The organism is Kocuria varians (assembly GCF_006539885.1).
Taxonomy (GTDB): domain Bacteria; phylum Actinomycetota; class Actinomycetes; order Actinomycetales; family Micrococcaceae; genus Kocuria; species Kocuria varians.
This window is the reverse complement of record NZ_BJNW01000002.1, coordinates 64541-82331: the sequence shown is the minus strand read 5'-3', so window position 1 is coordinate 82331 and position 17791 is coordinate 64541. Positions and strand designations below refer to the sequence as shown.

The window sequence follows — 17791 nt, the reverse complement described above, 5'->3', positions numbered from 1 at the left end:
CGGGGTGCTCAGGCGGTGATCTCGACGCGCTGGCTTCCCGGTGCGCCGTGCTCCGCCCGGTAGACGGCCTTCTCGGCGCGGGTGAGCTCCCGGCCGTCGTCGTCGGTGATCCCCGGCTGGGGCGGATGGATGAAGAACGTGGTGAGGGTTCCCAGGATCATGAGCGCGGCGTAGACCCAGAGGACGCCGAGGGAGCCGAGCAGCGGGTGGAAGACGGTCACGATGCCCGGGCCGATGAACGTGGTGAGTCCGGAGGCGAGGTTGTGGGCGGAGATGGCGGCGCCGCGGTGTTCCGGGGCCAGTGCGGGGAAGATGGCGCCCATGGGGACGAAGGCCGTCACCGAGACGGAGAACAGCACCCCGGCGAGGTACATCATGACCAGGTTGTGCCCGAAGAGCAGGGGGAAGTAGCCGAAGGCCAGGGTGGCGACGGCCATGCCCACGAAGCCGAACCACCGCATCTGGCGCATCCACCCGAAGCGGTCTCCCAACCGGCCCCAGATGATGTTGGTGAGGATCTGCACGGCCGCCGTGACGGCCCACAGACGCATCCACTCCTCCTGCGTGAACCAGGCCTGCGAGTCCGAGTACACGCCGGTGAGGTACAGCGGCATCATGAGCGGGAAGCCGTAGAGCGTGAGGTTGCACAGCACGCGGATCACCACGGACAGGAAGATCTGGGGTTTCTCGGCGATGATCGTGACGCCGCGCAGCAGCTCACGGGTCTTCTCCTCGCGGGTGAGGGGCTGGTTCACCAGGGCGCCCTTGGGCGCTCCGGGCACCAGGAACAGGCAGATCAGGGTTCCCGCGCCCACGAAGGCGATGCTGAGCCACAGGGTGGCCATCTCACCGATCGCCGGGACCGTGAGGGACGGGATGAACGCGCCGAGGGTGCCCAGGCCGATCGAGAACGCGGCCCAGAACCACCCCATGGCGCTGGCCAGTTTGCCGGGCTCCGTCGACTCCGCGATCAGCACCACGAAGGAGTACATGAACAGCGGGTAGGCGATCCCCCGCAGTCCATAGGTGAGGACACCCAGTGTCGGGTCGGTGACGCCCACGAGCAGGAACAGCGCGTGGAGGCCTATCACAGCACCCCGCCCAGCACCATGAGCCGCTTGGGGCCGAAGAGGTCGGCCAGGACTCCCGTGGTCCATGCGGCCAGCGCCGCCATGAACCCGTAGACGGTGAAGCACAGCCCCGCCTGTTCAGGGGTGAATCCCTGCTGGGTCACCAGGTAGCGGGAGAGGAAGACGAGGTCGATGCCGTCGCCGGTCATGAAGATCGCCAGCGCCAGGTAGCCGAAAACCAGCTTCCTGGGCATGCCGAAGATCAGGGGCGTGCTCTGGGGTGTCAACAGGACCGCACTCCGTCGGGTGGTCTCGTGTGAACGTGTCGTCGCTCACAGACCCACCTCACCAGAGCGGTGAGGGACGGCCCAGCACTTCTCATGCCCAGAATCAGTACTTTTTTGCGCGATCGACGAGAGTGGCTCCAGCCACCCGACACCGTGCCGAGTCGCTGCCCGGCAGCGGAGCCTGCCCCGCGGCGTCGTCGTCCTCAGGAGCTCGGCTGCGCCACGCCGTAGTAGGCGCCCAGGAACTCGTCCCGGTACTCGAAGTAGTCGCCGGCCTCGATGGCCGCGCGTGCCCCGGCCACGAGGTCCAGGACGAAGCGCTCGTTGTGGATGGACGCGAGGGTCGCGGCGTTGCGCTCCTTGGACTTGAACAGGTGCCGCAGGTACGCCCGCGTGTAGTGGGTGCACGTGTAGCAGCGGCACGTCTCGGAGATGGGCGTGAAGTCCTTCTTGAAGCGGATGTTCGTGAGGTTGAAGCGGCCCGTGGGGGAGTAGACCGCGGAGGAACGGGCCACGCGGGTGGGGGAGACGCAGTCGAAGGTGTCCACGCCGTTGTCGATCGCGGTGAAGATGTCGTCCGGCTCGGAGATCCCCAGCAGGTGCTTGGGGGTCCGCTCCGGCAGCTCCTCGGTGCACCACCGCACGATCGTGCCCAGCTGGGCCTTCTCCAGGGCACCGCCGATCCCGAAGCCGTCGAAGCCCATCCCGGACAGGTCCCGGCACGCCTTCCGGCGCAGGTCCTCGTACTGGGCGCCCTGGACCACGCCGAACAGCGCCTGGTACGGCTTGGCGGCGCGCTCCTCCGTGAGTCGCCGGTGCTCGGCCACGCAGCGCAGCGCCCACTGCCGGGTGCGTTCCAGTGCGGTCTCCTGGTACTCGCGGGAGTTGTGCAGGGTGGTGAGCTCGTCGAACGCGAACATGATGTCCGCGCCGATGTTGTGCTGCACCTGCATCGAGACCTCGGGGGTGAAGCGGTGCAGGTCACCGTTGAGGTAGGAGCGGAACCACACGCCGTCGTCGTCCACGCGTGCCATGCGCTTCACCCCGGGGGCCTGGTGGTTGTCCCCCAGGGGCCCCGAGACCGTGGACATGTCGATGACCTTGCCGAGTCCTGAGCCCAGGGACATCACCTGGAACCCGCCCGAGTCCGTGAACGTGGGGCCGGGCCAGTTCATGAAGGTGCCCAGCCCGCCGGCCTCGTCCAGGACGTCGTCGCCGGGCTCGAGGAACAGGTGGTAGGCGTTGGCGAGCATGGCCTGCGCGCCCTCCGCCGCCATGGACTCGGGCAGCACCGCCTTCATCGCCGCTTGTGTGGCCACCGGGATGAACGCGGGCGTCTGGATCTGTCCGTGCGGGGTGGTGATGGTGCCCGTGCGGGCCTGGAACTGCCCGCCGTTGTCCGCGACCCGCTCCGCCGTCACGGACGGGCTGTCGCGCAGCCGGGTGTGGAGCTCGAAGCGGAACGGGGAGGCGGGGTCTGAGATCGGCACCCCACCATTGTGCCGGGTCCGGGCGGGCCCGGGGGTCGCCCGCGGGTCGCGGGCCCCGTGCGCACGTCCCGGACGACGACGCCGCCCGCGCAGCTCGGTGCCGCGCGTCCCCGTGGTCCCCGCCCCGGGGGTGGCCGGTGGCGCTCAGTCCTCACGCGGCGAGTGCCCGAGCCGCTGGGAGACCTCCTCCGCCGCGGCCGTGCAGGCGGCCACGAGGTGCGAGACCTGGTCCTCCGTGACGCGGTAGCGGGGAGCGGCGATCATCACGGCGGCCACCGTCTCGTTCCGGTGGTCGCGCACGGGAGCCGCCACGCCGACCTCGTCCACGTGGGTCCGGCCGTAGTTCACCGCCACGCCCTCGTCCCGGACCGTGGCCAGCTGCTGCAGGTAGCTCTCGATCGCGTCCTCCGTGGTGGCGAGGTGCGTGACCGTCCCGGCGAGCAGCAGTGCCCGTACGCGTTCGGCGGGCTGAGCGGCGAGGAAGACCTGCACGGAGGAGCTCAGCGCAGTGTCGTACCTGGTGCCGAGGGGGATGGTGTGCTTGATCTCCTGCGGGCTGGGGATCTGCTCCACGCAGACCGTCTCCGCGCCGTTCCACACCACCAGGGCGCTCGTCTCCCCGGTCTGGGCGGTGAGCTCCTGCAGCACGGGGTAGGCCACGCGGCGTTCGTCGAGGTCCGCGAGCAGCGGTCCTGCGAGCGTGATCAGACCGAGCCCCAGGCCGTAGCGGCGGGTCTGGGGATCCCGCTCCACCAGGTTCTCCTGCTCCAGCGTGGCCAGGATGCGCGACACGGTGCTCTTGTGCAGCCCGATCCGCCCGGCGATCTCCGTGACGCCCAGGAGGGGGTCGTCGTGGGTGAAGCACCGCAGCACGCTCACGGCGTTCGCGATGACCGGGGTGGTGCGGGACTCTGTGGTGGACTCGGTTCTGGATGCTGCTGCCATATCACTGCACATTCTTCCGCAGACGTGCCCGGGGTCCCGGACGGAACGGGCGCGCGGGTGGGCGTGGCGCCGTCGTCGGACGGCCCCGCGCCCACCCGCGCCGCGGCGGACTACGCCGTGATGATGTTGTGCTCGGGACCGTACGGGAACCTGGTGATGTCCTCCGTGCCGTTCTCGCCGATCACCACGATGTCGTGCTCCCGGTAGCCGCCCGCCCCGGGCTGCCCCTCCGGGACGGTGATCATCGGCTCCATGGACACCACCATGCCCGGCTCCAGCACGGTGTCGATGTCCTCGCGCAGCTCCAGCCCGGCCTCGCGCCCGTAGTAGTGGGACAGCACGCCGAACGAGTGGCCGTAGCCGAACGTGCGGTTGGCGAGCAGTCCGTGGGCGATGTAGATCTCGTTGAGCTCCGCGGCGATGTCCTTGCACACCGCACCCGGCTTGATGAGCTCCAGGCCGCGCTCGTGGACCTGCACGTTGATCTCCCACAGCTCCCGGGACCGGGCATCCGGCTCCCCGAGGAACAGCGTGCGCTCCAGCGCCGTGTAGTAGCCCGACGTCATGGGGAAGCAGTTCAGGGACAGGATGTCGCCGCGCCGCAGCTTCCGGGTGGTCGCCCAGTTGTGGGCACCGTCCGTGTTGAGCCCGGACTGGAACCACACCCAGGTGTCCCGGACCTCGCGCAGGGGGAACGTCCGCGCGATCTCGTGGACCATGGCCTCGGTCCCGGCGAGCGCGACCTCGTACTCCGTGACGCCCTCGCGGATGGCCTCGCGGATCGCCTCACCACCGAGGTCCGCGATGCGCGCGCCGTGGGTGATCACGGCGATCTCCTCCGCGGACTTGAACATGCGCTGGCGCATGGCGTCCAGGGAGATGTCCACGAGCTCCGCGTCCGGGAAGGCGTCCTGGATGCGCTGCCGGTTGAGCAGCGGCAGGGCGTCGTCCTCCACGCCGATCCGCCGGGCCGTCACACCGCGCTGGCGCAGCACCTCCTGGAGTGCGAAGTAGTAGTTGTCGCGGCGCCAGTCCGTGTAGACCACGTTCTCGCCGTAGCTCGTGCGCCACGGCATCCCGGCGTCGATGTTCGCCGTCACCGTCACGGAGTCCTCCGCGGTGACGACGAGCGCGTAGCTGCGCCCGAACGTGGTGAACAGGAAGTCCGAGTAGTACTTGATGCCGTGGTAGCTGGTCAGGATCACGGCGTCGAGCTGCTTGTCCGCCATGATCGCGCGCAACCCGGCGAGGCGGCGCTCGAACTCCTCGTCCGAGAAGGTCAGCTGCTCCTTCTCGCCGTTGTGCAGCACCTTGAGGCGCGCCAGTTCGGAGACGTCCGTGGCTTCGGTGGCGGGTGTGGTGTTCATGGTCCTCCTTGGTGGCGATCTGTGGGGTCCGGATCCCCGGGGCGGTGATCCGTGGAGTGGTGGGTCGTGGGGCCCGTGGTCCGCGCGCCGGGGAGCGACGCCGCGGCGTCGTCGTCCTGCCGCGGGCGTCGGGGCTCAGCTGGCCAGCGGTTTGTCGCCCGTCTCGTGGGAGAAGGCGACGGCGACGAGCGAGACCGCCGCGGCCGCCACCAGGTACCAGGCCGGTGCGAGGTCCGAGTGGAAGAGCGAGATCAGCAGCGTGGCCATGAAAGGTGCCGTGCCGCCGAAGACCGCGTTGGACAGGTTGAAGCTCACCGCGAAGCCGCTGTAGCGGATGCGGGTGGGGAACTGCTCGGCCAGGAAGCTCGGCAGGGTGCCGTCGTTGAGCGTGAGCATGGCGCCCAGCAGCACCTGCACGAGCAGCACCACCAGGAAGGAGCCCTCGTCCAGGACCACGAACAGCGGCACCGTGAAGAGGATGAAGCACACGCTCGCGGAGATGAGCAGCTTCTTGCGCCCGAACCGGTCCGAGGCGAGACCCGTGAGGAAGATGAAGCCGATGTAGGACAGCAGCGCGAGGGACGTGGCCAGGAAGGACTCCGTCTTGCCGAAGCCGATCTCCTCGGAGAGGTACGTGGGCATGTAGCTGAGCAGCATGTAGAAGCCCACCGCGTTGAGCAGTACGGCGCCGCACGCCCGCAGCAGGGTGGCCCAGTGGTGGCGGAACATGTCCCGCACGGGGGCCTGCATGACGTCGTCCTCCTGGGCGAGCTCCTGGAACACCGGGGTGTCCTCGAGCTTCGTGCGCACGTAGCGGCCGATCAGCCCCATGGGTGCGGCCAGCAGGAACGGGATGCGCCAGCCCCACGTGTCCATCTGCTCGGAGGTGAGCAGGGCGGAGAGCCCGGCCACGAACAGGGACCCGAAGAGCAGTCCCGCCGCGGTGCTCGCGGGGACCACGGCGGCGTAGATCCCACGGCGGTTCGCCGGGGCGTACTCCACCAGGAATGCGGATGCGCCGGCGTACTCGCCCGCCGCGGAGAAGCCCTGCACGATCCGCACGATCAGCAGCAGGATCGGCGCGAAGATGCCGATGGTCGTGTGGCCGGGGATCAGCGCCATGCAGAAGGTGGCACCGGTCATGATCAGGATGGACAGCGACAGTGCGGTGCGCCGGCCCATCTTGTCGCCCAGGTGGCCCCAGAAGAAGCCTCCCAGGGGACGCACGAAGAACGAGATGGCGAACAGCGCGAACGTGGCCAGCAGGGCGGTCTGGGGGTCGGAGTCCGGGAAGAACACAGTGGCGATGGTTGCCGCGAGGTAGCCGTAGATCGCGTAGTCGAACCACTCGACGAAGTTGCCGATGAAGCTCGCGGAGATCACGCGCCGCCGGGTGGCGGCCGACACGGGCGACGCCGCCGGGGCACCGGACGAGGGCGCGGAGTGGGCCGTGGCTTCGTGGGTCATGCGGTCCCCCAGGGTTATTGTTGCAGTATGTGCAACGCCGTTGCCTCAAACTAGCCGGAGGGGGTGGCCCGGTCAAGGGTTGTGGCGGTTGTTCCCCGGCTGTGCTGTGGTTCTGCGCTGCTCTGGTGTCCAGTGCACCCGAGCTCGGTTACGGTCATGTTGCAACGCTGTTGCGGCAATAGGAACTATGGTGCGAGCCCCACGATTCTCGGGCGGGGAGCCGGGCGGGCGGGCACGAGTCCCAGGGTGCCGCGCGTGGGGGAGAATGGACCGTCCCCCCCGTACCCCAAGAACAGGTGCATGTTCCGCCGTGAGTCAGCTCTCGTCCTTCTTCACCATCCCGCCGTCCCAGCGGGACCACGTGCCCGCGGCGCGCATCGCTCTCTCGGTGGCGGTGCCCCTGCTCGTGCTGCTGGCGGTGGGGCGCACGGACCTCGCGATCTACGCGGTCTTCGGGTCCTTCGCCGCTCTCTACGGTCGCAACGAACCGGTGCGGGCGCGGATCCGGCACCAGGCCCAGGCGGGGCTGCTCGTGGTGCTGTGCGTGGTGGTCGGTGCACTGATGTCCAACGCCGGTCTGCCGGAGCCCGCGGTGCTCGCGGTCACCGCCGTGATCGCGGGGCTGGGGGCGCTGGTGGCCGCGTACCTGACGCTGAAACCGGCCGGCTCACTGTTCTTCATCTTCGCCGCCGGCGCGGTGGGCACGCTGCCGGCCGCCGCACCCGCGTGGCAGGCCGGGTGCATCGCGGCGGTCTCGGCGGCGCTGTCCGTGGGGTGGGGCATCGTGTTCCGGTACGTGGGCGAGGGCGTGCGCGGGCCGGTGGCGAGCGTGCCCGCCCACCACGGGCTCACCGCCGCGCAGCTGTGGGCGCACGCCGGGCGCTTCTTCCTGGCCGCGGGGGCGGCGGCGGTGCTGGGCAGCCTGAGCGGACTGTCCCACAGCTACTGGGCGATGGTCGCGGCGGCCGCGCCGATCGCCGCCCCTGACCTCACCGCGCGCATGCAACGGGCGGTGCACCGCGTGATCGGCACCCTGGGCGGCGTGGGTGTCACGGCGTTCCTGCTCTCGCTGCAGCTGCAGAGCTGGCACATCGTGGTGTTCGTGATCATCCTGCAGTTCCTCGCGGAGCTGTTCGTGGGCCGCAACTACGCCGTGGCGCTGCTGTTCGTGACCCCGCTCGCGCTGCTCATGACGGAGCTCGCGAGCCCCGGCCAGGCGTCGTCGCTGCTGCAGGCGCGCGCCGTGGAGACCGTGATCGGCGCGGCGTGCGGCCTGGCGGTGGTCTACGTGTTCCGCTCGCGCGAGGAGCGCATCGCGGATACCCGGGCCGTGCCGCTGATCCGTCAGGCGACGGGCATGCTGCCTCGGGTGCCCGAGCGGGAAACCGCGCAGGACACGCCGCAGCACGCCCCTCAGGACCCCGCTCGGACGGAGGACTGAGCGGGCTCAGCGCCCCCAGCCGGCGTGCGCGATCGCCTGCCGGATGAGGTCCTCGCGGCCGCCCTCGAACTCCTCCTGGACGTCCAGGGATAGGGCTTCGTCCGGGGTCATCCAGGACAGCTGCAGGGCGTCCTGGCGGGGCTCGCACTCGCCGCGCACCGGGATGATGTAGCTCAGCGCCACGGCGTGCTGGCGGTCGTCCGTGAGACCGGTCTCGGACGGCGACGGGAAGAACTCGGAGACCGCGAACGGCACAGTGGTGGATGGCATCTGCGGCATGGCCAGGGGACCGAGGTCCTTCTCCAGGTGGCGCAGCAGGGCCGCGCGCACGGTCTCGCGGTACATCACGCGCCCGGAGACGAACGTGCGCACCATGCGGCCCTCGTCGTTGGCCGTGAGCAGCAGGCCGATCTCCGAGAGGCAGCCGAGCGGGTCCAGGCGCACGGGAATGGCCTGCACGTACACGATGGGCAGCGTGGCCCGCGCGCGGTTGAGGTCGTCCTCGCTGAGCCAACCAGGGTTCGGATCCGGGGTGCGTACTGAACTCATGAGTCGTTTCTACCCCCGGTGCACCCCTGCGGACCAGGGGTGATCCGCGTGCCGCGCCGGGTTCAGCGGTCAGCCGAAAGGGCTGCGGCCTCGAGGACCGTCCACGCCTGCACCTGCGTGCTCAGCTCCACGGGGGCCCCGGCGCGCTGCGCGTCGTTGGCGTGCTGCGAGGGTTCGGGGGAGAACACGGCCACGGTCTCGCCGCCCTCCGTGCGCACCCCCGGGCGGGAGAAGTCCTCGTCCGGGTCGAACTCGCGGCGCCCGTCCCACAGCGCGTCCGCGGTGGCGGCCACGAGCGCACGGGCGGTCTCGCGGGCCGCGGGGTCCAACTCCGACGACGACGCCGCCTCCCCCAGGTAGCGCGCCAGGATCCCGGTGAACAGTCCGGCGTCCCCGCCGCCCTGTCCCTTCAGCACGGGACGGCCGTGCGGGCCCTCGGCGGTGAACTCGCGCGCGGCGCCGTGCACGATGGCTGCAGCCCGGGAGAGCCAGAGCTGCTTCTCCTCCGGGTCCGTCACCGCGTCCGCCAGTTCGAGCGTCGCCCCCAGCACGGGTCCGCTGTTGTACGTGTACACGTGCGGGTCCACCGCGGTGGTCTCCACGCCCGAGCCCGCCGCGACCATCCGGATGCCGTCCAGGAAGACGCCGCGCTCGGCGTCGAAGAGGGTGTCGAAGAGCCACGTCAGCAGCTCACGGGCCTGCTCCGTGCGGTGCATCCGCAGGAAGCACAGCGCCACCGGGGCCGTGGAGGCCGTGTTCTTGTAGTCGCGGGTCATGTTCCACCACGTGCCGCCGCCCAGGTTGGCGTCGCACCCGGCCTCGAGGCGCCGGGCCAGCGCCACGCCGTCGTCCTGCACCGCGCGCGACGTGTTGCCGGTGACGGCGACGTCCTCGTGGCGCAGCCGCCCCAGCGCGAGCGCGAGCCACGCCATGTCGTCGAAGAACACGTTGTTCGTGACTCTGCCTCCGCTGTGCACGGCCATCCCGCGCAGCAGCAGGTGCGCGCGCGAACGGGCCCAGGCGGCGTCGTCCGCGTGGCCGGCCAGACGCTCGCGGGCGGCGGCGTCCACGAACGCCTCCATGAGGTGTGCCTGCCACCAGTAGTGCCACGGGCCCCGGCGGGGGCGCGGGAACGCGACTGCGCCCAGGTACGTGCTCGGCACGCGGAACGCCCGGGACCCGAAGAGGTGGTCCACGGAGTGGGCGGCCTTGGCGGCCCGGTGGGCGGGGGACTCGGACATCGCGGTGCTCCTGCAACGGCGGACGGGGTGCCCCAGAAGCCTAGCGGGCGGGGGTGCGGCGACGACGCGGGTCTTTCCTGACCCCGTACGTCGTAGATGTCGGTGCACTCCTGGTTCGGATCGACGCCCCGCAGCACGGCATGGGCCTCCGCGCGGAACGTTCCGCGCTGAGGCCCGGTTCGTCCGGGGCTCAGCCGTCGGTGCCCAGCGCCCTGCGCAGCGCCTCGATGGCCAGCCCGTGTGCGACGTTCGCGGCGTGCGTGTCGCGGAGGCTGTCGAGGAGCAGGAAGTCGTGGACCATCCCGGCCACGCGCACGCTCGTGACGTCCACGCCCGCCGCGCGCAGCTTGTTGGCGTACTTCTCCCCCTCATCGCGCAGGACGTCCGCCTCGTCGGTGATCACCAGGGTGGTGGGCAGACCCTTCAGCTCCTCATCAGGGGTCTGCAGCGGGGACGCGTACTTCTCGCGGCGCTCGGTCTCATCCGTGGTGTAGGCGTCCCAGAACCACTTCATGCCCTCACGCGTGAGGTAGTAGCCCTCCGCGAACTGCTCGTAGGAACCCGTGGTGAAGTCCGCGTCCGTGACGGGGTAGAGCAGTACCTGCCCGGCGATGTCCAGACCGCCGCGGTCCTTGTTCATCTGCGTGAACACGGCGCTCATGCACCCGCCCACGGACTCGCCGGTGACCGCGATGCGGCCCGTGTCCATGCCGTGCTCGGCACCGTGCTCGGCAACCCACTGGCCCACCGCGTAGTTCTGCTCCACCTGCGTGGGGTACTTCTTCTCGGGTGCGCGGTCGTACACCGGGAACACGCCCACGGCGTTCGCGCCCACCACGAGTTCACGGAACAGGCGGTCGTGGGTGTCCTCGTCCCCGAAGACCCAGCCCGCACCGTGGATGTAGAAGACCACGGGAAGGGTGCCCGTCACGCCGGCGGGGCGGATGATGCGCGTGCGCACGGTTCCCCACTCTCCGGTGTCCACCTCGACCCACTCCTCGTCCACGTCCGGGCGCTCCACGCCCTCGCCGCTCTGCAGGTCCCGCAGGATCCGGCGGCCCTCCTCCGGCGGCACCTCGTAGATGCGCGGGTGCGGGTCTGTGGCCTCGCACAGCTCCGTGGCCTCGGGCTCGAGGACGGGGGTGATCGGTTCGATGGTGGTCATCTCGTTCCTTTCTCTGGCGTCTTGTGGTGAGCCCGGGGCGGGGCGACGACGACGCCGCACCCCGGCAGGGTGCCGCACGGCGTCGTCGGCCTCCCGGGCCAACTACGACTGCGTGAGGATCTCCTCGATCCCCCGACGGTACGAGGTGACCCGGAAGTCCGGGAAGCGTTCCGCGAACCGCGAGGTGTCGAAGAGGTTGTCCCCGCGGTAGCGCGGCAGCAGCTCGTTGGCCTCCCGCAGTGCGGGGACGAACCGCGCCCCCGCGACGAACGCCGCGCGCGGCAGCACGGTGTACCGGATCTTCCGGTCGGTGACCTGGGAGGCGATCTCGATCATCTGCCGGTAGGTGAGCCGGTTCTGGTCGATGGGCAGGTGCCAGGTCTGTCCGAACGCGTCCGGGGTGTTGCCCAGCAGTGCGAGCGCGCGGCCCGCGTCCGGGGTCCAGATCAGGGAGCGGCGCGTGCTGGCGCTGACCGGCACGAACGGCCGCTTGCCTGCACGGATGCGGTCGAAGACGAGCACGTTGCTCCAGCTCTTGGTCTTGCCCGGGCCGTAGAACTCGGGGGCGCGCCCGATCAGTGCCTCGACCGTTCCCGCTGCCATCTCCTCCAGCAGCATGGTGGCGACCTGCGGCCGTTGGGCGCGAACGCCGTGGCCTCGGTCTGCGGCTCGGGGGTTCCCGCGTACATGTAGGTGTTGTCGAAGTACACGAGCTTCGCGCCGTGCTCCTTCACCGCCGCGATGGTGTTGCGCATCATCACGGGGAACTTCTCCTCCCATAGCGCCGAGTCCATGGGCAGGCCCACGGTCAGGTAGGCGACGTCGCTGCCGGCCACAGCGCGGGACGTCGCCGCCGCGTCGGTGAGGTCCGCGGCCACCAGCTCGTCGCTGTCGTTGACGCGGGAGGGGTGGCGGCTCACGAGGCGGATCTCGTGCGTGTGGTGGCGGTGCAGCTCGCGGGCGAGCTCGTCCGCGATGGGTCCGCCGGCTCCGAGGATGGTCTGCATGGGTGATCCTTCCGGTGCGGCGTCGTGGGGGGGCCGTGTCGATGGGGGCGGTGCCGTGATCGGGCAGCGGCCCGCCGTGGTGGCGGTGCTGGCCGTCGGCGGCCCGGTGTGCCGGGCCCGTGGTCTCAGCGGCCCAGCGAGAGGACGGTGGGCATGTGCAGGGCGGCCTGCGCGGAGGTCGAGGCGTCGAACGCGAGGTTCCGGACGGGACGCAGAGAGCGGAGGTCGTCCGACACCCGCCCCTGCCCGAGCGTCAGGCTCACGTTCTTGGGGAACTTCGAGGTGCCCGTGGCGAGCACGTTGGTCTGGTTGAAGGTGGCGTGCCAGGCGCCGTCGACCTGCGTGTAGGAAGTGAGGGAGGAGACGCGCGTGCCACTGGGATGGTGCTGCTGCGCGGGGGTCGGGGCCGAGAACTCGAGGTCGGTGCCGCCGGCCCCGTTGCCGATCCTCGCGGACGTCCGCTGCCCGCCCACCGTGACGTCGAGCGGCGCCACCCACTTGGGGAACCCGTAGCCGTCCTGGCCGCGGACCTGCGCGATCTCCGTGCTCACGGGAAGGGACAGCACGTAGGCGTGCAGGTGGTCGTTCTTCAGCCCGGCCAGGGTGTCCACGGCCCCGAAGGGCCCGTGCCGCGGCGGTCTCACGGCGATGCCCACGGCGGCCTCGGTGTAGAAGTCGATGTCCGCGACGTCGTACCGGAAGAGCATGAGCGAGGCCAGGCCGAAGCCCGGAGCGATCTCCAGCGGGTCGAGCTCCTCGGGAAGGCGCGGCCGGAGGGACCGGGTAGGCGCGAGCATCGTGAGCCGGGCGCTGGACATCGCGTAGTAGAAGTTCGGCGTCCACGTGGGGCCGATCGGGGACGAGACCTCGGTCTTCGGCTGGTCCCGGAAGAACTCCACGCCCGCCACGCGGGGATCCTGGGCGACCGCGTTCAGGTCGGTTCGCATCCGGTAGGTGTCGTACAGCCCGCCGCCGGGGACCGGCACGGTCCGTTCTCCGAGGGCGACGTCCACGGTGTCTTCCTGGTGCGCCGTCATGGCGACCACGTCCTGTTCTTGCTGGGTCTTCCACCGGCGATCCCCGGTATGTGAACACTGTAAGCATCGGATGTTGACAGTGTCAACAACAGGATCGCGGCAGTCGGCAGTCGGCTGGCCGGCGCCCGCGACGGCGTGTTCGCGAGGCCAGATGCAGGGGCCGCGCGGCGTCGTGGGCCCGTCGCGGGCGGGGCGCTCGCGCGGAACGGGCCTACGGGCCGTCCGCGGCCGCGAGGGAGAGCACGGCGGAGAACGCGCCGGTCACGCGGGCGTCCAGCTCCTCCGCAGTCGTGACCGGGAGCTGACCGCTCAGGTAGAGGGAGGCCAGGCCGTGCGCCATGGACCAGCCGGCGGTCGTGAGCCCGTAGGTGTCCACGCGCGGGTAGTGCTCGGCCACGGTCTCCTCCAGCAGAGCGAAGACCTCCGCGGAGACGGAGAGACGGTCGTCCCCGCAGGCCGAGATGGAGAACATGAGGTCGTAGAGCGCGGGGTTCTCCGCGGCAAAGTGCACGTAGGACAGGGCGAGGTCCGTGAGGACCTGCGAGTACGGCGTCGAGCGCGCGAGCACGGTCTCCATGCGCCGCTTCATGGTCTCGAAGCCGGCGCTGGCCATCGCGGCCTCGAGGTGGGCCTTGTCCGGAAAGTGCCGGTACGGCGCGGTCTGGGAGACCCCCACCTCGCGGGCCACGGCGCGCAGCGAGAAGCGCTCCCCCCTCTCGAGCATGGCGATCCCCGCCGCCACCAGGGCTGCACGGAGATTGCCGTGGTGGTGCGGCTGCTTGTCCTCGGCGGTTGACACGCGAACCCCTTTCCCTAAAGTTGACGGTGAACACTTTACGGGACGGACCCGTGGTGGTGGCAACGCGGCGCGCGGAGGCGCACCCGGCGTCGTCGTCCCAGGGTCGTCAGGGGAAAGGAACGCGCATGACCGAGGTGCTTTTCGTCGTCACCGCCGCCACCGGCTGGACGCTCAAGGACGGCACGGTGCACCCCACCGGCTACTGGGCGGAGGAGCTGGCGGAACCGCACCGGCTGTTCACCGAGGCGGGCTGGAGCATCACCGTGGCCACGCCCGGGGGAGTGGCACCCACGCTCGACGAGCTCAGCCTGGGCGTCGCGGGCGGGTTGCCGAAGCGGCGCAAGGAGGTCCGCGCATACCTGGACTCCATCCAGGAGCAGCTGGATCACCCGGTCCCCCTGGACGAGGTGGACGAGGCCGACTACGACCTCGTGTTCTACCCCGGCGGCCACGGCCCCATGGAGGACCTCGCCTTCGATCCCGTCTCCGGCGAGCTGCTCCGGCGCCGCGTGGAGGCCCGCCGCCCGCTCGCGCTGCTGTGCCACGCGCCCGTCGCCGTCCTGGCCGCGACGAACGAGGACGGCACCAACGCCTTCGCCGGGCGCCGCATGACGGGCCTGTCCACGGTGGAGGAGAAGCTCAACCCGTTCGGGTGGAAGGCCAAGTGGTACCTCCAGGAGGCACTCGAAGAGGCTGGGATCGAGTACCGCAAGGGACTTCTCCCGCTGCGGCCGTTCGTGGAGGTGGACGGGATGCTCTACACAGGGCAGAACCCGCAGTCCGCGACGGCGCTCGCCGAGCGGATCCTCGCGGACTTCTCCTGAGGGGCGGGCAGGGGCGAGCGTGTGGTCCGGCCTGTTCGTGCGGTGGGGTGAGGGTAGGCGACGACGCCGCGGTGGGCCCACCGCGGCGTCGTCCCCCTCTCAGCCCAGCGCCTCCCGCAGCGGCGCCTCGGCGATCTGCTCCGCGAGCCACGGGCTGAACGCGAAGGGGGCGTTCTCGACGGCGCTCACGAGCTGCGCCGGGGCCAGCCACGCGTACTCGGCGACCTCCGAGGCCGCCGGCCGCGGTTCGGCCTCCGCCCGGGCCACGTAGACCGGGCAGAACTCGTTCTCCACGATCCCGGAGGCGTCCGTGGCACGGTAGCGGAACTCCGGGAGCACCTCGGTGATGCCGTGGATGCTCAGCCCGAGCTCCTGGCGGGCGCGCCGCGCGATGGCGGCCTCGAAGGACTCGCCCGGGCCGGGGTGGCCGCAGAAGCTGTTGGTCCACACGCCGGGCCATGTGCGCTTCTCGAGGGCGCGGCGGGTGACGAGGACCTCGCCGTCCCGGTTGAGCACGTGGCACGAGAACGCCAGGTGCAGCGGCGTGTCCTCCGTGTGGACCTGCGACTTCAGCGCCGTGCCCGTGGGGCGGTGCTGCTCGTCCAGGAGCACCACGTGCTCGGGGCTGTTCTGCTCGTTCACGAGGCCGCCTCACGGTCGTGTGTTAGGTTCCAGCCCATGGTATCGGCAGGGGGACGGCGCTCGGGGAGACGCCGGGTGGTTCCGCCACTGCCCACGGTCCGCGGCGTGGGTGCCACGCGGGTGCGGATGCCGGGGCCCGGTGCCCCGGACCCCGTTCTGGAGACCTCCGGGATGCCTGCCACCGCGGCGGAGTACGTGGCCGCGCGCTTCCCGGACGACGCCGCCTGGTTCGCCGAGCAGGTGGCGGCCGGTCGGGTGCTGGGGGACGACGGCGTCGTCGTGACCCCGCAGACCCCCTACGCCCCGGGACTCTCCGTGTGGTTCCACCGCCCCGTGCCGGACGAGGGCGCCCCGGCCGTGCCGCTCGATGTCCTCTACGAGGACGACTGGCTGGTCGCCGTGGACAAGCCCCATGGCCTGTGCAGCACGCCCAAGGGCGCGAACGTGCGGCGCTCGGTGGTCGTGGCCGCGCGGTGCCAGTTCCACAACGACGAGATCGCCGCGCTGCACCGCCTGGACCGCTCCACCGGAGGGGTGCTGCTGCTGTGCAAGAACGCGCAGGACCGCGGGGACTTCCACCGCATGTTCCAGGAGCGCACGGTGACCAAGACGTACTGGGCCGTGGCCGGCCTCGGGGACCGCGTGGGGGAGCGGACGGTGCGGGTCGAGTCGCGGATCCGCAAGATCCAGGGCGTGCTGCAGGCCTTCGAGGAACCGGGTGAGGTCAACGCCGTCACGGACGTGCGGCTCGTGGAGCGCTTCGCGGACGACGACGGCGCCTGGGGCCTCTACGAGGTCGCGCCCCTGACCGGTCGCACCCACCAGATCAGGCTCCACATGACGTCCCTGGGACTGCCCCTGCGCGGGGACAAGCTGTACCCGGAACCGCGCGAGGACTTCGACGTGGAAGACCCGGACAACCCTCTGCAGTTGATCGCCCGCTCCCTGTCCTTCACCCACCCGCACACGGGGGAGCGCTTGCGGATCGAGTCCCGGCTGACGCCGAGCAGCCACGCGGCCTGGGTGCGCCACACCCCGGGAGCCGTCCGGTAGGCAGCGCGCACCACCCCGGAGGCAGCGCGGATCCCGCGAACAGCCGGCGCCTCGGAGCGTGAAACGGTGCTACGAAAAAACTGCCGTAATTTTTTCGTTATTTTTCTGTGAAACGTCACACACATGGGGTTTCCGCAGGGTAGCCTTACCGGCGGGTCTTCCCCCCTTCACTGGGCCCAGCACCGGATCCGCTGTACCCCTTCAGCGCCGGTCGGCGCGCTTCGGCCGCCGGAACCTCCTCACCGTGCACGCCTTTCGCCATGCCTCGCGACCGATCGTCGCGGTGTGGTCCCGGGCGGTCACCCTGTCGAAATGGGCCCCCATGCCGTTCCCCCGCACCTCACTCGCCCGAGCCCGCAACCCGCTCGGCGCCGTTGTCACCAGTCTTCTCACGGCCGTGGTCACGGCCGTGGCGCTGCTGATCGCGAGCCTGCCCACCGCAGCACCGGCGCACGCGGCGGCGTCGGACATCGTGTCCATGAACGCGGCCACCCGCGCGAGCGACGCCCAGAACCTGCTGTCCCAGATCAACGCGCACCGCGCCTCCAAGGGGCTCAAGGCCGTCAAGTACTCGGCGACCCTGTCCGGGATCTCGCAGGGGCAGTCGGATCGCCTGGTGCAGCAGGAGGTCATCAACCACTCGAACACGTTCCTCACGGACCGCCGAGCGGGTGCCTACACCGCGGTGGGGGAGATCCACGCGCTGTCGTGGCAGCACTCGGTGACCGACCTGGTGACCTGGTGGAAGGGCTCCACCGCGCACAACAAGGTGCTCACCGATCCCAAGATGCAGGTCATCGGCATCGGGCTCACGTACGTGGACGGCGGGCTCGCCGGCAACGGCCAGGGCTGGCGGCTCGTGGGCACCGTGGACTCCTACGGCTACGCCAACGGCGGTGGTCCGGCGGATGCGCGCACCACGGTGACCGCCGCTGCGGCGCAGGCCACGAAGGTCGCTCCGGCGACACCCGCCAAGGCCTCGTACACGGTCCGCGGCGGCATCAAGACGCGCTACACGGCCCTCGGCGGCGCCGCAGTGTTCGGCGTGCCCACCACCAACGAGCGCGGTGGGCTGGTCAACGGGGGCGTCTACCAGAACTTCCGCACCTCCCCCGGCGCGGTGTTCAAGTTCCTCTGGTCCCCGGCCAGCGGCGCGCACGCCGTCAAGGAGACCGGCGCCATCGGCCGCGCCTGGAAGTCGGCCGGCTACGAGCGCGGCTGGGGCTACCCCACCACCGAGGAGTACGGCGCGGGCAGCGAGGTCCGGCAGCGCTTCTCCAACGGCTACACCGCGCACTGGTCCCGCGTGAACGGCAGGACCTGGGTCACGCGCTGACCCTTTACGTCCTTCTCACGACGACGCCGCCCCGCGGCCCCGGTGCCCACGCACCCGGGTCTCGGGGCGGC

Annotated in this window: 18 protein-coding genes; 4 read left to right on the top strand and 14 right to left on the bottom strand. The window is 70.6% G+C overall.

What is annotated here, in order from left to right; translation table 11 throughout:
* Positions 1-8: 8 nt before the first annotated feature.
* The 6 genes from KVA01_RS01590 to KVA01_RS01570 all read right to left on the bottom strand — a co-directional run bounded on the left by KVA01_RS01590 (position 9) and on the right by KVA01_RS01570 (position 6626).
* Positions 9-1091, bottom strand: a complete 1083-nt coding sequence (locus KVA01_RS01590) for an MFS transporter (protein WP_197461458.1) — start codon at positions 1089-1091, stop codon at positions 9-11.
* A complete protein-coding gene (locus KVA01_RS12720) occupies positions 1088-1357 on the bottom strand; it encodes a hypothetical protein (RefSeq protein ID WP_197461459.1) in 270 nt (89 codons plus the stop codon). The genes KVA01_RS01590 and KVA01_RS12720 overlap by 4 nt, the downstream gene beginning before the upstream one ends.
* Positions 1358-1560: 203 nt before the next feature.
* Positions 1561-2847 (bottom strand): tRNA guanosine(34) transglycosylase Tgt, encoded by a 1287-nt coding sequence (tgt, locus tag KVA01_RS01585; protein ID WP_068469115.1) that lies wholly within the window; start codon positions 2845-2847, stop codon positions 1561-1563.
* A 144-nt stretch (positions 2848-2991) separates the two neighbouring features.
* Complete coding sequence (locus KVA01_RS01580) at positions 2992-3792, bottom strand: IclR family transcriptional regulator (RefSeq protein WP_068469117.1); 801 nt, start codon at positions 3790-3792, stop codon at positions 2992-2994.
* 110 nt (positions 3793-3902) lie between these two features.
* Positions 3903-5159 (bottom strand): M24 family metallopeptidase, encoded by a 1257-nt coding sequence (locus KVA01_RS01575; protein ID WP_141268632.1) that lies wholly within the window; start codon positions 5157-5159, stop codon positions 3903-3905.
* A gap of 135 nt (positions 5160-5294) precedes the next feature.
* Positions 5295-6626, bottom strand: a complete 1332-nt coding sequence (locus KVA01_RS01570; protein ID WP_068469120.1) for an MFS transporter — start codon at positions 6624-6626, stop codon at positions 5295-5297.
* 310 nt (positions 6627-6936) lie between these two features.
* Between KVA01_RS01570 and KVA01_RS01565 the strand changes: the two genes are divergently transcribed.
* The gene (locus tag KVA01_RS01565) at positions 6937-8067 is read left to right on the top strand and encodes an FUSC family protein (protein WP_068469122.1); all 1131 of its coding nucleotides are present in this window, start codon (positions 6937-6939) and stop codon (positions 8065-8067) included.
* 6 nt (positions 8068-8073) lie between these two features.
* On the opposite strand, the gene KVA01_RS01560 is transcribed toward KVA01_RS01565, so the two are convergent.
* The 7 genes from KVA01_RS01560 to KVA01_RS01535 form a co-directional block, all read right to left on the bottom strand.
* Positions 8074-8616 (bottom strand): NUDIX hydrolase family protein, encoded by a 543-nt coding sequence (locus KVA01_RS01560; protein ID WP_068469124.1) that lies wholly within the window; start codon positions 8614-8616, stop codon positions 8074-8076.
* Between the two features lie 62 nt (positions 8617-8678).
* The gene (locus KVA01_RS01555) at positions 8679-9857 is read right to left on the bottom strand and encodes a glycoside hydrolase family 76 protein (protein WP_068469126.1); all 1179 of its coding nucleotides are present in this window, start codon (positions 9855-9857) and stop codon (positions 8679-8681) included.
* 190 nt (positions 9858-10047) lie between these two features.
* Entirely contained in the window at positions 10048-11022 is a 975-nt protein-coding gene (locus tag KVA01_RS01550) for an alpha/beta hydrolase (RefSeq protein ID WP_068469128.1), read from the bottom strand.
* 102 nt (positions 11023-11124) lie between these two features.
* Positions 11125-11640, bottom strand: coding sequence for a Rossmann-fold NAD(P)-binding domain-containing protein (locus tag KVA01_RS12800; protein WP_231860634.1), 516 nt, complete (start codon positions 11638-11640; stop codon positions 11125-11127).
* Positions 11598-12029 carry an NAD(P)H-binding protein gene (locus KVA01_RS12795; protein ID WP_231860635.1) on the bottom strand — a complete coding sequence of 144 codons (432 nt, stop codon included), beginning with the start codon at positions 12027-12029 and terminating at the stop codon, positions 11598-11600. Before KVA01_RS12795 ends, KVA01_RS12800 begins: the two co-directional genes overlap by 43 nt.
* 125 nt (positions 12030-12154) lie before the next feature.
* Positions 12155-13066, bottom strand: coding sequence for an acetoacetate decarboxylase family protein (locus KVA01_RS01540; RefSeq protein ID WP_068469130.1), 912 nt, complete (start codon positions 13064-13066; stop codon positions 12155-12157).
* A gap of 211 nt (positions 13067-13277) precedes the next feature.
* Entirely contained in the window at positions 13278-13865 is a 588-nt protein-coding gene (locus tag KVA01_RS01535; protein ID WP_141268630.1) for a TetR/AcrR family transcriptional regulator, read from the bottom strand.
* A 125-nt stretch (positions 13866-13990) separates the two neighbouring features.
* Here KVA01_RS01535 and KVA01_RS01530 point away from each other — a divergent pair, with 125 nt between their 5' ends.
* Positions 13991-14689: a type 1 glutamine amidotransferase domain-containing protein gene (locus KVA01_RS01530; RefSeq protein WP_068469134.1), complete on the top strand. Its 699-nt coding sequence runs from the start codon at positions 13991-13993 to the stop codon at positions 14687-14689.
* Positions 14690-14788: 99 nt separating this feature from the next.
* Here the strand turns inward: KVA01_RS01530 and idi are convergent, their stop codons facing one another.
* Positions 14789-15331 (bottom strand): isopentenyl-diphosphate Delta-isomerase, encoded by a 543-nt coding sequence (gene idi / locus KVA01_RS01525; protein WP_141268628.1) that lies wholly within the window; start codon positions 15329-15331, stop codon positions 14789-14791.
* A 75-nt stretch (positions 15332-15406) separates the two neighbouring features.
* Here idi and KVA01_RS01520 point away from each other — a divergent pair, with 75 nt between their 5' ends.
* Both KVA01_RS01520 and KVA01_RS01515 read left to right on the top strand, forming a co-directional pair.
* A complete protein-coding gene (locus KVA01_RS01520) occupies positions 15407-16384 on the top strand; it encodes a pseudouridine synthase (RefSeq protein ID WP_068469138.1) in 978 nt (325 codons plus the stop codon).
* A 322-nt stretch (positions 16385-16706) separates the two neighbouring features.
* Positions 16707-17720, top strand: coding sequence for a CAP domain-containing protein (locus KVA01_RS01515; protein WP_068469140.1), 1014 nt, complete (start codon positions 16707-16709; stop codon positions 17718-17720).
* Positions 17721-17791: the final 71 nt, after the last annotated feature.